The sequence below is a fragment of the Vibrio sp. SCSIO 43133 genome (assembly GCF_023716845.1).
In the GTDB taxonomy this organism is placed as follows: domain Bacteria; phylum Pseudomonadota; class Gammaproteobacteria; order Enterobacterales; family Vibrionaceae; genus Vibrio; species Vibrio mediterranei.
In genome coordinates this window covers 1,787,053-1,801,419 of the sequence record NZ_CP068025.1, presented here as the reverse complement: position 1 = coordinate 1,801,419, position 14,367 = coordinate 1,787,053, and the positions used below count along the sequence as shown (strand labels likewise).

11 protein-coding genes and 1 tRNA gene are annotated in these 14,367 nt (G+C 44.0%); 7 read left to right on the top strand and 5 right to left on the bottom strand.

The genetic code is table 11. The annotated features are described in order from the left end of the window. Nucleotides 1-148 precede the first annotated feature (148 nt). A complete protein-coding gene (locus tag JKJ11_RS24960) occupies nucleotides 149-808 on the bottom strand; it encodes a nitroreductase family protein (protein ID WP_006069354.1) in 660 nt (219 codons plus the stop codon). A gap of 314 nt (nucleotides 809-1,122) precedes the next feature. Between JKJ11_RS24960 and JKJ11_RS24955 the strand changes: the two genes are divergently transcribed. After that, entirely contained in the window at nucleotides 1,123-1,548 is a 426-nt protein-coding gene (locus JKJ11_RS24955; RefSeq protein ID WP_252039501.1) for a universal stress protein, read from the top strand. A 130-nt stretch (nucleotides 1,549-1,678) separates the two neighbouring features. After that, on the top strand, nucleotides 1,679-2,275 hold the full coding sequence (locus JKJ11_RS24950) for a TetR/AcrR family transcriptional regulator (RefSeq protein ID WP_198558561.1): 597 nt from the start codon (nucleotides 1,679-1,681) through the stop codon (nucleotides 2,273-2,275). Nucleotides 2,276-2,367: 92 nt separating this feature from the next. Here the strand turns inward: JKJ11_RS24950 and JKJ11_RS24945 are convergent, their stop codons facing one another. Further along, nucleotides 2,368-3,855, bottom strand: a complete 1,488-nt coding sequence (locus JKJ11_RS24945) for an MDR family MFS transporter (RefSeq protein ID WP_062458657.1) — start codon at nucleotides 3,853-3,855, stop codon at nucleotides 2,368-2,370. Next, complete coding sequence (locus tag JKJ11_RS24940) at nucleotides 3,852-4,877, bottom strand: HlyD family secretion protein (protein WP_006069358.1); 1,026 nt, start codon at nucleotides 4,875-4,877, stop codon at nucleotides 3,852-3,854. The genes JKJ11_RS24945 and JKJ11_RS24940 overlap by 4 nt, the downstream gene beginning before the upstream one ends. 237 nt (nucleotides 4,878-5,114) lie before the next feature. Here JKJ11_RS24940 and JKJ11_RS24935 point away from each other — a divergent pair, with 237 nt between their 5' ends. The 4 genes from JKJ11_RS24935 (at nucleotide 5,115) to JKJ11_RS24920 (ending at nucleotide 12,755) form a co-directional block, all read left to right on the top strand. Beyond that, entirely contained in the window at nucleotides 5,115-6,038 is a 924-nt protein-coding gene (locus tag JKJ11_RS24935; RefSeq protein WP_252039500.1) for a LysR family transcriptional regulator, read from the top strand. A gap of 214 nt (nucleotides 6,039-6,252) precedes the next feature. Continuing rightward, a complete protein-coding gene (locus JKJ11_RS24930; protein ID WP_252039499.1) occupies nucleotides 6,253-8,259 on the top strand; it encodes a TonB-dependent receptor domain-containing protein in 2,007 nt (668 codons plus the stop codon). A gap of 209 nt (nucleotides 8,260-8,468) precedes the next feature. Beyond that, a complete protein-coding gene (locus JKJ11_RS24925; protein ID WP_252039498.1) occupies nucleotides 8,469-9,632 on the top strand; it encodes an efflux RND transporter periplasmic adaptor subunit in 1,164 nt (387 codons plus the stop codon). 9 nt (nucleotides 9,633-9,641) lie between these two features. After that, nucleotides 9,642-12,755 carry an efflux RND transporter permease subunit gene (locus tag JKJ11_RS24920; RefSeq protein ID WP_006069362.1) on the top strand — a complete coding sequence of 1,038 codons (3,114 nt, stop codon included), beginning with the start codon at nucleotides 9,642-9,644 and terminating at the stop codon, nucleotides 12,753-12,755. 59 nt (nucleotides 12,756-12,814) lie between these two features. On the opposite strand, the gene JKJ11_RS24915 is transcribed toward JKJ11_RS24920, so the two are convergent. Then, a complete protein-coding gene (locus tag JKJ11_RS24915) occupies nucleotides 12,815-13,417 on the bottom strand; it encodes a DUF2913 family protein (protein ID WP_006069363.1) in 603 nt (200 codons plus the stop codon). Nucleotides 13,418-13,476: 59 nt separating this feature from the next. Beyond that, a tRNA-Leu gene (locus JKJ11_RS24910) sits at nucleotides 13,477-13,560 on the bottom strand. Between the two features lie 628 nt (nucleotides 13,561-14,188). Here JKJ11_RS24910 and JKJ11_RS24905 point away from each other — a divergent pair. Further along, entirely contained in the window at nucleotides 14,189-14,362 is a 174-nt protein-coding gene (locus JKJ11_RS24905; RefSeq protein ID WP_006069364.1) for a hypothetical protein, read from the top strand. Nucleotides 14,363-14,367: the final 5 nt, after the last annotated feature.

Here is a 14,367-nt window from a genome sequence, read left to right as displayed (position 1 = left end):
GTGCTGAATAACACTTGAGCAGAATTGACGCAGGCGTAACGCGGTAGAAATAGTTGCTCACATTTAGAATGTAAAACAAGAAAGTAGAAGGTAGGGTGCAACGAAAAACGACCGCCATCGGACGGTCGTTTGGAAACACTACATTATCTTAAAGTACCGTAATGATGTCTTCTTGAGCTAAGCGCGCCTTTGGTAAGCCGTAGTTGTAGTCTTCACCATCTTTGTGGTAACCAAGAGCTAAAGCAAAGTCGCATACATAACCACCCAATTCATCTTTAAAGATGTCACCGATCAACGCGGAATCGACACCTTCCATCGGAGTAGACGCAATCCCCATACGCGCTAGAGTGTGTAAAAGGTTGCCCAGTGCAATATACGTTTGAGCTTTGGTCCACTGACCGTTGTAACCATTTTCATCGGTATTCAGCTCCGCAAAGCCAAACGCGCCATTCAACATTTGGTCAAACATTTCTGCAGGCAGATGACCGGAAGTAACCTCTACATCCACCACTTTCTTATAGTCGTCTTTGGTGAAGTGTGGGTTATGCGCAAAAAGAATCGTATGTGACGCTTCTTTGGCATGCGGTTGATTGAACTGATGCATGTTGGCGAACGTATCGTGAAAGCGCTGCTTAGCTTCATCACTTTCAATCACAATAAACTTCCAAGGCTGTGAGTTAATTGAAGATGCAGAAAGGCGAATCGCTTCTTTAATGACTTCCATATCTTCCGCAGAAATACGTTTAGCTGCGTCGTATTTTTTAGCTGTATAGCGGTTGTTTAGGTCTTTTATGATTTGATGAGTCACTGTGCTCTCTCCACTTATAGAATCTCTAATAGCTTGGGGGGAATTATGCTTTTTTTCGGTGAGTTTCAGTACCGTAAACCGCTACTCTAACCCTTAAGCCAAGCTTGTTGATGAGGTGTAGGTTAGGCGTATTGAAGGCGAAGAAAAAGAACCAAACGATCCAGACATTATGGACGATTAATTCCATAATACTAAAACGGTCAAGATTCAAACTTGCTCTGCTTATTTTCTCTTCAATCCGCGATCTCATCGACAACATTTTGAATAACATAGGACTATGCTAGTAATAAGACTTACAACGTGAGGGCATGGTTATGAAGTACAAACATATACTAGTAGCAGTAGAGCTTTCCAAAGAGAGCCACGTGTTAATAGATAGAGCCGTTTTTCTATCCGAGCTTCTGGATGCTGATGTGTCATTGATACACGTTGATGGCACCCATGGAGAGATTTATCCTGAACTAGTTGATATCAGACTCAACCCAGATCAGCGACCACTTCATTTAGAAACCATGGACCAACTGCATGAGTTTGCCGAGTACGCCAAATGTCCGGTTAAGCACTTCATTGTGGGTACTGGTGACTTGGGAGATAAGCTAAAGAGCGCCATTGCCGAGCATGGTTTTGATCTCATTGTTTGTGGCCATCATCATGATTTTTGGAGCAAAATTGTTTCTAGCTCTCGACAACTTATTAATACGTCACCAGTGGATGTTCTTGTTGTGCCACTTGAAGAATAAAGTTAGATTCAAGGGCATACACACCTAGCTAGGCTGCTCATATGCAGCCTTTATTTTGCCTGCTTTCTTAATTTCTTCTCTGCCTGCTATACTGTTGAACAGTCGTTCAACAGTATAGATTTCTTCCGTTATGGCCAAACCAACAAAATTTAATCGTAGTGAAGTTATCCATAAAGCCATGTTGCTTTATTGGGAAAAAGGATTCCACGCCACATCAATGCGTTGCCTGCAAGATGCTATCGATATGCGCCCAGGAAGTATTTATGCAGAGTTTGGTAGCAAGGAAGGCTTGTTTAAAGCAGCGATTGAGCATTATTCGACTCAGGGACAGGCTCGTTTAGACGATCTCGTAAAGCAGTTTTCTTCACCTCTTCAAGGACTTAAGGCTTTTATCTTACAGTCTGTGCAGCCTTGTAGTGTGGATAACCCTAACGCTATGTGTATGTTGGCTAAAACCGTCGCAGAACTTACCGAAGAAAATGAAGAGTTATTAGAGCTTGCGCGTTACTCACTTAGAAAAAATGAAGCCAAGTTTGCTGAAATTATTGCCGAAGCCCAATCCCTCGGAGAGGTCAATCAAGAACTCTCTCCTATGCGACTAGCGCAGCACCTTCAGATTCAGATTATGGGAATAAAGACCTATATTCACGCTACCGACTGTTCGCAGGCTCAAACTAGAGTTTTGGTTGAAGAGCTCTTCTCCGGATACATGTTTAGAGTTAAGTAATAAACAGCTTAACCCATCAACCTATGTGTGGTTGATGGGTATGTTTTCTCCTCTTACTCAAAAATGACACCCATTATTCTGTTAACGGTGCACTATTTAGAACGGATGAAAATCAGCATCGGCATCATAATTACAAACATCACTCCAACTAATTGGAACGTATGAACGTACGCAACCATCTGAGATTGTTCGTGCAACATCATTTGATACTGTTGCAACGCCAGTGGGTCGGTCATTGATAAGCCTTGCGATGCCGCCCAGTTTTGCAGTGCAGGATTATAGGTATTAAAACCTTCGCTTAGCGCATGCCATTGCTGCTGGCTATCACGGTACTGGTAAGTGGTGGCAATTGAGATACCAAATGAGCTACCGATAGTTCGGAACAAGTTAAAGATACTAGCGCCCGCTACCGACTCTTCTCTTGGTAATGTCAGATACGCCAAAGACGATAACGTTGAGAAGGTCAAACCTAAGCCTAAGCCTTGAATAATACTTGGCGTTACGATCCAAAAAGTATCAATCTCCATCGAATACAGAGTCATGAGATACGAACCGATACCAATGCAGGTCAATCCAAATACTATCTTGAGTCGCGGATCAAACTGAGGATTCAGCCGAATCACCAGAATCAGCATACAAGCCGAGGCAAGACCTCTTGGAGCCATGAGCATTCCCGTTGTTGCAACCGGATAGTCCAGCAAGCTTTCTAAGAACATTGGCTGCTGAGTAGTCAAGCCAAACATGGCCATGGAGACGACTGCCATCATCAGCGACGACACCATCAAGTTCTTATCTCGCAACAGCCAAAGAGGTGCAATGGGACTCTTAGTTTTCCAGCTGCGATACGCCCACATAATCAAACCTATCACAGACAGGACAATTGCGGTTTGAATGATTCGGGAGTCTAACCAGTCTTCGTCATTACCTTTATCGAGGACAAACTGCAGCGCACCTACACCTAGTGCCATAAATCCAATGATCCACCAATCAAAGTTGGGTTTAGATTTATTCGATAGGTGAATGTATTTATAGATAAGCGCGGTACAAACCAAACCAAAAGGCAAATTCACATAGAAGATCCAACGCCAGTTGAGGTTATCCGTAATAACACCGCCAACAACTGGGCCTAAGATAGGCCCAAGCAGGATACCAATTGAAAAAATGGCCATGGCTTTACCTTTCTGCTCAGATGGATAAATCTGAACCAAGGTAGATTGAGCCAAAGGAATAACCGAAGCACCGAACGCGCCTTGAATAATCCGGAATAGTACCATCTCTTCCAAGGAACTAGCTTGGCCACACAGTGCACTCGCGATAACGAAACCGATAACAGCAACGAGCATCACTTTACGCTCGCCAAATCGCGACACCCAGAAGCTGGTCATAGGGATAAAAATAGCTTCTGCCATACTGTATCCCGTTAACACCCAGGTAATTTGGTCCGCCGTTGCCCCCAAAGCTCCCATCATATGTGACAGTGACACATTCGCCACTGTCATATCGATTAAAACCATGATGGCAGACAACATGACCGCTACGGTAGCGATACCTCGTTTATCAGCGGTGATTTGGTTGGTCATTTCGAGTCACTTTTCAGATCGACAGTCACCTCGACACTTGCACCTACACGAAGTTGAGGCGAGTTTTCTGGCACCTCCAATTTAAGTCGCACAGGGAAGCGCTGTTTAATTTTTACCCAATTACCTGTCGCATTTTCAGGGGGCATAAGAGAAAACGAGGTACCGCTGGCTGGCGATAAACTTTCTATCGTCGCGTTCCATACCAAATCAGGATACATGTCGATCTTGATCTCAGCCTTCTGACCTGGTTTAAGATGAGTGAGATCTGTCTCCTTGAAGTTAGCTCGGACCCAGTAGCTGTTGTCAATGATCACTGGAAACAGCGTTTGACCAACAGAAACAACCGTTCCTACGTGCGCACTAACTTCTCCTGATAGTCCATCTACTGGCGAAGTAATGTCGGTATAACTGAGGTTGAGTTCAGCCTGAGCAAGCTGCGCTGCCGCTTGTTGGACGATAGCAGCTTCCAGTCCTTGCTCACCTCGATTCGCAATAGCTTTCTCAACATTTGCTCTTGCTTGCTCCAGGCTTGCCTGAGCATTAGCTAGTTTATTCTTAGCAGTATCTAAGTCTTGTGGAGACGCCAATTTTCGAGTGACCAATGAGTCAGTACGCTTGTATTCGATCTGCGCTTCGCTCAAGTTTGCTCGCGCCGCATCCAGTCCAGCAACCGCTTCCGTCACTTGTTTGTCAGCGACATCATGCTGCTGTACCGCTAACTGATATGCTGCTTTTGCCTGCTTTACTGCAAGTAAGTATGGTCGTTGGTCAATTCTAAGCAACAAGTCGCCTTTGTTGATGCGCTGGAAATCCGCAACTTCAACAGAGACAACCTGTCCTTGAACCTGAGGAGCAACAGAGAGGATCTTCGCTCTAACATAAGCATCCTCGGTACTAGGATGACTGTCTGCATAGATCCATGACCAATACAGAGCACCAAATACTGCTGCACAAACAAGTAGAAAGAGAATTTTTGTCAAGCTAGAACGGGATGATTTTTTCTGATCGGAGTTATCACTCATTTACATAACCTACCTTTATATTTATGTGATCAGTGTAGGATTTTTTTATCACCAAACAATATTATGAGTTGAAACTTTATTAACCACTTTTACAGATTGAAAAATTCACTGAACAGTGTGCAATTGATATTAATCAAAATAGCTTATATCGATGAATTTTATAGGATTTAGTTGCTACGTTCGTATAAGTAGTGCTACTGTTTTTTCAGTTTTTTACCGTACCAGTACCTATCTTAAATGAATCTTAGCCAGCTAGATTTAAGTAATCTTCTGATATTAAAACACTTATTAGAGAAGAAGCATGTTTCTAATACCGCGTTGACACTGAATATCAGTCAACCGACCGTCAGTCGCGCTCTTCAAAAAGGCCGTGATTTATTTAAAGACGAACTTTTGGTTCGCACTACTCACGGTTATGAATTGACTCCCAAAGGCGAACTAATTCGACAAGACATAGGCTCTATTCTGGCTATGTTGGACAATCTAGTTGATGGTTCTGAATTTAACCCAAGCGAATCACGCAAGACCATCAAGTTTTTCGGTTTAGTCCCTCAGGTGAATTGGCTATTGCCTCCCGTATTCAAGCACCTTAGAGAGCACGCGCCTAATATGGTCCTCGATATTGATACTGTCCCTCAAAAGCATTTCGATAAATTAATTGCGGGCGAAGTACACTTCTCTATCTCGAGCCAAACGCCGCCGGCAGCCGATCAAAACCTGTATCGAATGCTCATCGCCACTCGTGATTTTCGCCTGCTTATGAACAAAGACCACCCTTTGGCTCAGCAACCCTTAACTCCTGATAATTTAAAAGATTGTCACTTTGGGCAAATATCGCTCCATGGCGACCGAGCTCTCTCTATCCAAAGTCGTTTTAACGACATCGGTTTGTCCACCAATGACCGACCGCTCTCTACACCATTGAGATTAAGTAACTTCAATGCTGCGCCAAAAATGGCTGAAATGTCAGACGTAATTTTCCACCTCCCTACGCCGTTTGCAGAGGATGCCGCACGCAGTCATAACGTGGTGACGAGAGAAGTACCTGAGGAATTACGCTCACCTTACAGTGACATTTATTTGTATTGGCATAAACGCTACCACAATGACCCCATGTGCCAATGGGTTAGAGAAATATTCAAAACGCTCTATACAAATTAATTTTTGTTACGCAAAATCATTGAAGAAAACAGCCAATTTTCACAGCAAATTCACCTTAATTACACCTCATTTACCTCCATGCTATTTGTGAATAGTGATTATGCAATATCCGGATGCTAGTTATATTGAGCCAATTTATGGATTGATATCTAATGACAATAGTTATCATTAGCAATACCTTTCCCATAAAAATACTCTAACTATTAGGTTTAATATGACCCGCATAACACATGCAATTACGCCCTTAGCAGTGGCGATTTCGACAATCCTTTCTTACCCAGTAATCGCCCAAACAGACTCAGAAAGTCATTCGGATACGCGTATCGACGAACAGATGGTTATTACTGCCACGCATACTGAAGTATCGACAACGAAAGCACCGGCTTCAATCTCAGTCATCACCGAAGAAGATATCCTATCCGAACCAGGTCTAGCACTGAATGACTTAGTCAAAAACATTGCTGGTGTTGAAAGTCAAATGGACGGAGGTAGAGCTGGACGTGAAATGATTTCTATTCGAGGCATGGATGCTGGGTTCACTATGATTCTAGTAAACGGTCGTAAACTCAGCTCTTCGAACGCAGTATTCCGTGGCAATGACTTTGATCTTGCAGCGGTTCCTAAAGAGAGTATTCAGCGCATTGAGATCATTCGTGGTCCAATGTCGGCGCTTTATGGTTCAGAGGCGCTAGGAGGCGTAATCAACGTTATCACCAAGAAGCCAACCAATGAATGGCAATCTCAAGTCAGTGGTGATTATGGATATCGCGACGACGATGGTGGTTCTGAATACACCGCAGGATTTAATACATCTGGCGCGTTACTAGAAGATGAACTGTTTTTATCACTTTCTATGAATAAGTCTTCTCGTGATCCGTGGCACGCCTTTTCTGGTCAGGGGGTTAGCGATAATGGAAATGTCTATGACCGTTCTCAAGCAACCACTTTAGAACAGCGGGACACCCTTACAGCAAGTGGTAGTCTCCAGTGGTATATCAACAACGAGCACGATCTCGCGTTTGACTTTAGCTACGCTGACGACCAGCGTGATGGCGTGATTGAGTCAACCAATGGTCTAACAGACTCTGAGTCTAAAGTCGTTCGTAATACTCAAGCTTTGACCTACAACGGCACCTATGATTGGGGTGATGCGTTACTGCGATATAATCGTGATGCATTTGAAACCAAAGACAATTTCAATGACAGAAATGCCGACCTAGGTTTATATGATGTAAATGAAGTCAATCATACTGTTGACGGACACGGCACTACAGTCGTTGGCAATCACACATTGACGTTTGGTGGAGAGTGGAAATACACCGAACTAAAGAACCCAGACAGCCTGACTCAAACCGGCAAAGCAACGGTTAACCAGCAAGCACTATTTATCCAGGATCAATGGGCATTGAGCCAGAAGAACACACTAACTTACGGTACGCGTGTTGATATGCATGAAAGTTTTGGTACTCACTGGAGTCCACGAGCCTACCTCGTTCATTCTGCAACGGATCAATGGACGATCAAAGGTGGCGTAGGTACTGCATTTAAAGCCCCCTCTTTAACTCAGTTATCCTCTGAAAACATCGTCAACAGCTGTAAGGGTAACTGCCTACTCGTCGGTAACCCTGACCTGCAGCCTGAAACAAGTCTTAACTATGAGCTCTCTACAAGTTATGTCGATACCTATTGGTCGATGGAAGCTGGATTATTCAGAAATGAAATTTCTAATCTAATTGACCGAGACCTCGATAATCCGGTTGATAATGTAGGCGGTCGAGATGTCTATACCTACAAGAATATTGATGAAGCGATTATTCAAGGCGCGGAGTTCAGCGGTGAGTACGATATTTTGGCAAATCTTCGTCTGAACGGCACCTACACCTACCTTACTACGGAAGACAAAACTACCGGTGAAGAATTAGAGAACCGCCCAAATCACATGGCAATGGCAAGGTTGGTTTGGGAACCTGTCGATTCAATCAGCACATTCGCTCGCGTTAACTACACAAGTAGAACCTTGCTTTCAGTTGACGATAACGTATACCGTCCATCTTACGTGACCGCCGACCTTGGTATGAACTACTTCGTTAACAACGACTGGCGGCTAAGAGCTGGCGTTAAGAATGTCACCAATGAACAATTCGACGACTACGATGTGACACGCCGTGGCTATGTAGTCACACCACGTAATTGGTACGTCGGAACAACGTTAAACTTCTAATCCATCAAAACCACTTCCACGCCAACCACCAATCAGGTTGGCGTTTTTTCACCTGAAAAAATTCCTCACGACCAACATATTCCGTTCACACTACTTAACCCATTAATTCAATTCATTAATTTTCCCAAATGCTTCACAGACATTCGTCATTTATGGTCTAAACTCAAACAATAAACATTTTATATAATTATCAGAAACAAGGATTGTCTATGTCTTACTTTCCCAAAGCAGATGGTGTCATCGCTAAAGGACTCATCGTTGCGCTACCTATTCTCCTCCTTTCAGGTTGCGAAAAAACCGTCGAAGCCCCTCCAGCAGTCAAGCCCAGTGTAAAAGTTCTCGAAGTGACCATGAAAGAAATCACACCAAGTGAAGAGTTCGTGGGTCGCACTGAGGCAACTCAAGACATCGAACTTAAAGCAAAGGTAAGAGGCAACTTACTAAAAGCCTATTTTGAAGAAGGCAGTATGGTTGAAGAAGGACAATTGTTGTTTGAGATTGACCCTGAACAATATGAAGCCGCCCTCAAGTCCTCCAAAGCACTTGTGGCTCAATCACGTGCTGCCTATGACACAGCAGTTCGTAACTTTAAACGTGGCGAAGGATTGATTAAAGACAAGTACATCAGCCAAGCGGATTACGACAATCTATTATCAGCCAAACTGCAAAATGCAGCAGCGCTACAGAGTGCCAACGCTGAGTTAGACAATGCCAAACTTGAACTGGGTTACACCAAGATTCATGCGCCATTTGCCGGAAGAATTGGCCGTGCAGAAGTGTTTTCAGGTGATTTGATCATTCCTGAACAAACCGAAATGGTGAACTTGGTACAAATGGAACCGATTTGGGTCAACTTCCAGTTACCAGAAAAAGTCATTATCAACGCTCAAAAAGCAGCTCGTGACGCTCAAAATCAATACAAAATCGAAGACCTACCAGTAAAACTGCGATTCCCTGACGGGTCGATGTTTGAAGAAACAGGCATGATAGATTTCATCGATAACCGTGTTGACGCCACTACCGGTACTCTGGCTGTCCGTGCTGAGTTTGCCAATACAGAACACCTAATTGTGCCCGGACTTTACGTGACGGCAATAATCGAAGCTCCACGAGTTCAAGAAGTTATGCTCATCCCCCAACGCGCGGTGCAAGAAGACCAGCAAGGTCGTTATGTATTAACTGTTAGTAAGGAAAACGTCGTCAAACGTAAAAACGTCACTTTGGGTAAACGATATGGTGTTGACTGGGAGCTAGAAGAAGGCTTAGAGAAAGGTGAACTGGTCATAACTGAAGGGTTACAAAAAGCCCGTGTAGGCGCTGAAGTCGAGTACGAAATGGATACCGTACAGCCTTTCGATGAAAACGACTCTTAAGGACAAGTTATGATTAGTAAGTTTTTTATACATAGGCCGAAGTTTGCCTTCGTTATCTCTATAGTCCTGACTTTGTCCGGTCTGTTGTCGATTCCTGCTCTGCCCGTGGCAGAATTCCCTAACATCTCCCCTCCGATGGTCTCCGTGACTACATCCTATCCGGGTGCGAGTGCTGAGGTTGTTGCCGACACTGTTTCTAAGGTTATCGAGGCCGAAGTCAACGGGGTGGAAAACATGATTTACATGGAGTCCAAGGGCGCAAACGATGGTAGCTACTCGCTCAATGTTACCTTTGAGGTGGGAACCAATGTCGATATGGCACAGGTTAACGTCCAAAACCGGGTACAACAAGCCATGCCTAGGCTTCCCCAAGAAGTTCAACGAAACGGGGTAAAAGTTGAGAAACAAGACCCAAACATCTTAATGATGCTTAACTTGGTATCACCAGATGGAAGTCTAGATAACCTATTTTTAAACAACTACATGGGCATTAATATTAAGGATAACCTTGCTCGTGTTAACGGTGTCTCTAAAGTAAGCATTATCGGTGGTATGGATTACTCCATGCGGATCTGGCTCAACCCCGATCGCATGGCAAGTTTAGGTGTTACCGTAGAAGAGGCCATTGCCTCAATTCAAGAGCAGAATATCCAAGTTGCGGCGGGACGTATTGGCGCAGCGCCAGTACCTCGAGATCAACAATTTCAGTACACCCTCTCCACCAAAGGTCGCTTGAGCCACCCAGAAGAGTTTGAACAGATCATCATCCGTTCGAACCCGGATGGTAGCGCAGTTTATATGAGTGATATTGCGCGTATTGAGCTTGGTGCTGCAAGTTACGATGCGGAAGCGATGCTGGATAACAAACCATCTGCACTACTTTTCATTTACCAATCAAGTGGCGCAAATGCACTCGAAGTAGCGAAAGGTGTCCACGAAGAATTATCCCGCCTGCGCGAGCAATTTCCTGAAGATATGGACTACAAAGTTCTCTACGACACCACTCAGTTCGTAGAAACGTCCATCGATGAAATGATTGAAACACTGTTGATTGCCGTAGCACTGGTTATCTTCGTTGTGTATATATTTTTGCAGGATGTTCGACAAACTTTAGTTCCCGCTATCGCCATTCCGGTGTCTTTAGTTGGTACATTTGCATTCCTACTGGCAACAGGCATGAGCATTAATACCGTGTCGCTCTTCGCCTTGATCCTCGCGATCGGTATCGTAGTAGATGATGCTATCGTTGTTGTAGAAAACACCACTCGTTTAATGGAGGAAGAAGGGCTCAACGCCGTCGATGCCACAACCAAATCCATGCAGGAGGTAACGGGGCCCGTTATCGCTACAACTCTGGTGCTACTAGCGGTATTCGCGCCAACGGCAGTTATGCCGGGTATAACTGGGCAAATGTACGCGCAGTTCTCTATCACCATCTGTATTTCGGTTCTAATTTCCTCGGTGAACGCATTAACACTCAGCCCTGCGTTATGTGCTTCACTACTTAAGCCACCAAAAACGCATGAAAAAGGGTTCCATGCCAAATTCAACGTTTTGTTTGAGAAGGCAACCGGAAAGTACACCAACTTTGTTTCGGGAATGGTGCGTAAACTAATGCTCGTTGGCGTCGTCTATGTCGCCTTGATCGGTGCAACGGGCTATCTGGCTACTTCGCTCCCTACCGGGTTTGTCCCTACGGAAGATAAAAAAGCATTCTTCGTCGATGTGCAATTACCTAATGGCTCTTCCATCAACCGTACCAAAGAAGTTATGACTCAAATGGTAGACGAACTAAACCAAATGGATGGCGTAACCAATGTGATTTCAGCAAGTGGTTATTCGATTATTTCTGGCGCGGTATCGTCTAATGCAGGCTTGATGGTTGTCATTCTTTCTCACTGGGATGAGAGACAAGATCCATCCTTGGTAGAATCGCAAATCGTACGACGAGCTAACGCCGCACTATCGCAATACAGTGAAGCGACGGCGGCTGGTTTCTCCCTACCAGCGTTACCGGGTGTAGGTACGGTTTCCGGTGTAGAGTTCTATATCCAAGATACCTTGGGCAGAACGCCAGCCGAGCTCGCTGGTGTCATGCGAGCAATGTCCATCCAAGCAACTTCTGAGCCTGAGCTAACAACGGCGTTTAGTACGTTCCAGGCTGACGTACCACAACTATTCGTCGACGTAGATAGAAACAAAGCCAAAGTACAAGGTGTTGAACTAAGCAGTATTTTCACTACATTACAAACCATGCTTGGTTCAATGTATGTAAACGACTTCAACCGATTTGGTAAGGTTTTCCGTGTGAACATGCAAGCGGAAACCGAATTTCGCGATTCAGACCGAGACATCGCTCGTTTCTACATCCGAAACAAATACGATGTTATGGTGCCGCTTAATACCTTGGTTAACGTAGAGCCTAAGCTAGGCCCTGAATACATCAACCAATTCAACTTATATAGCGCGGTTAAAGTTAACGCATTCCCAGCACCAGGTTACAGTTCAGGACAGGCGATTGATGCTGTGAAGCGAATCGCGGATACGACTTTCCCGAACGGCTACACCTATGAGTGGTCAGGGCAAACTTACCAAGAGTTGAAAGCAGGTAACTTAGCGCCATTCATCTTTACCTTGGCACTTATCTTTACCTATTTATTCTTAGTTGCACAATATGAAAGCTGGACCATTCCAGTGTCAGTTATGCTCGCTGTTCCAGTCGCTATTCTAGGAGCATTTATCTACATTTGGATAATGGGGTCGGACGTTAACTTATACACCCAAATCGGCTTGGTACTACTAATCGGTCTTGCTTGTAAGAACGCGATTCTGATTGTAGAGTTCGCCAAACAGCTCAGGGAAAGCGGTATGAGTATCACCGACTCAGCCATAAAGGCCGCGCGACTGCGTTTCCGGGCGGTCTTGATGACAGCCTTCTCGTTCATTTTGGGGGTAATCCCACTGGTCATCGCAACCGGTGCAGGTGCTGCAAGTCGTGTCTCATTAGGTTATGCGGTGATGGGCGGTATGATTGCGGCCACTATTGTAGGTACCTGTCTTGTTCCAGTGTTCTACGTGATGTTGCAATCACTTCGAGAGAAGGTAAAAGGACGTAGCTCTTAACACACTCCAACAAAAAAAGCCTGATTTATCAGGCTTTTTTATTATTTCTTAAATAGAGACTACGACTTATCAAGTTCGAGTGTAATTCTCACAAAGTTGTCGTCTTCGTATTGTATCTGGTAGCTAAAGATATCATTGGCATATATCGTTTTTAGGAACAGGTGCTTTTCACGTACCGTTCCTCTAAATAAAATCGATATTCCTGATAACAATTGGTTACGTGCACCGAAATGTGCGTTTAGGTCCGTTGATAGCACACACAGCAAACAACCATTCTCATCATGGTTGAGATCCACTTTCTCAGGACTCGATAACAGCACTGTGGTACCCAGTTTCTTTTCCAACTCACGAATTAATAATAGATAGCTATCTAAATGTGGCTGCGAAACGTCAGGCTTAGCTTCAACTCCTCGCAATAAAACATCTTCTAAATCTACTTGCGATTTCTTTGCTTGCAAGCTCATGGCTTTTAATTGTTTTCTAATCGCTTTGTATTTATTGCTTTTTAGTTTCGGCTTTAACCATCGAACCAATAACTCGTTCTTCTTGGCAAGATCGAATAATTGGGATTTGGACTCTAACTTCTTGAATTCTAGATGTAACAAGGCGTGCAAAGACACCTCGGTCAATAACTGAATTGATACCGAGTTAGACGTACTCATTTGCTTTGAACTGGATCCTTTGTTCTGCATTGTAGTCTGTTGGTATTAAAGAAAGGGAATGGTGCCGAGAGAGGGACTCGAACCCTCACACCAAAGGCACTAGCACCTCATGCTAGCGTGTCTACCAATTTCACCATCTCGGCATCGATAAATGCATCACTAAATCGCATCTATTTATCACCGCTGTTTTTGCGGATTCCGAAATGTTAACTGACGATTTTTTACTTGTATAGCGTTTCAATAGATAAAATCAATAAAACCAGTTCGTTTGATGAACAAATAATCACATTGGCGATTTCACATCCACTCATTTTGAGTATACGAACCTAAACACCCACGCTTGGGTACGTGATTAATACGAACCAAATGCTCAATACATTAATGAAAATGATATCTGAATTATAGTTCACTTAGTGTATTGGTGTGATCAAGCCAGATAATATATCCCCTTACATATTCAAGCTGAACGCTTACATCGACGCATATTGACGAAGTATAAAGCCTATCTGCACAAGGTTTGCCTACATACCTAATCGATATTGAATACAAATTACGAGTCAGCCTTTGAAAGAACGAGTCACAAAAGTCAGACGCTCAACATGACTGACAGGCCGTACGACGATAATTAAGAGAGCAGAATAGCACTCATAAATCTCGCGTCGTACTGTCCTTATTACAAGAAAGCGATAGGTTCGAGCCATAATATTGCTCCAACACCTAAGTTAATTTCAATCCAACAATGCTAAGGATAGCCTGAAACAAGGCAATGACATGTTCAGACTATTGAAACACTCATTACTGGTTACCAGCGCCGTCCCAACGCTGGCCTTTGCAAGTGAACGCCAATCATCCGATAGGCTTAAACTTGGTCCTCAGGAAGTTCCCTTGTACCTACTCGGTACCGATCTGAAGCCATACCACGATGTCGCAAAGCCGAACGAGTAATCGAA

Excerpts from the sequence above, each read along its gene's own strand:
- JKJ11_RS24955 (WP_252039501.1), top strand. The coding sequence starts at position 1,123 with ATGAAGTACAAACATATACTAGTAGCAGTAGAGCTTTCCAAAGAGAGC.
- JKJ11_RS24945 (WP_062458657.1), bottom strand. The coding sequence starts at position 3,855 with ATGACCAACCAAATCACCGCTGATAAACGAGGTATCGCTACCGTAGCG.
- JKJ11_RS24905 (WP_006069364.1), top strand. The coding sequence starts at position 14,189 with ATGTTCAGACTATTGAAACACTCATTACTGGTTACCAGCGCCGTCCCA.
- JKJ11_RS24935 (WP_252039500.1), top strand. The coding sequence starts at position 5,115 with ATGAATCTTAGCCAGCTAGATTTAAGTAATCTTCTGATATTAAAACAC.
- JKJ11_RS24940 (WP_006069358.1), bottom strand. The coding sequence starts at position 4,877 with ATGAGTGATAACTCCGATCAGAAAAAATCATCCCGTTCTAGCTTGACA.
- JKJ11_RS24925 (WP_252039498.1), top strand. The coding sequence starts at position 8,469 with ATGTCTTACTTTCCCAAAGCAGATGGTGTCATCGCTAAAGGACTCATC.
- JKJ11_RS24920 (WP_006069362.1), top strand. The coding sequence starts at position 9,642 with ATGATTAGTAAGTTTTTTATACATAGGCCGAAGTTTGCCTTCGTTATC.
- JKJ11_RS24915 (WP_006069363.1), bottom strand. The coding sequence starts at position 13,417 with ATGAGTACGTCTAACTCGGTATCAATTCAGTTATTGACCGAGGTGTCT.
- JKJ11_RS24930 (WP_252039499.1), top strand. The coding sequence starts at position 6,253 with ATGACCCGCATAACACATGCAATTACGCCCTTAGCAGTGGCGATTTCG.
- JKJ11_RS24950 (WP_198558561.1), top strand. The coding sequence starts at position 1,679 with ATGGCCAAACCAACAAAATTTAATCGTAGTGAAGTTATCCATAAAGCC.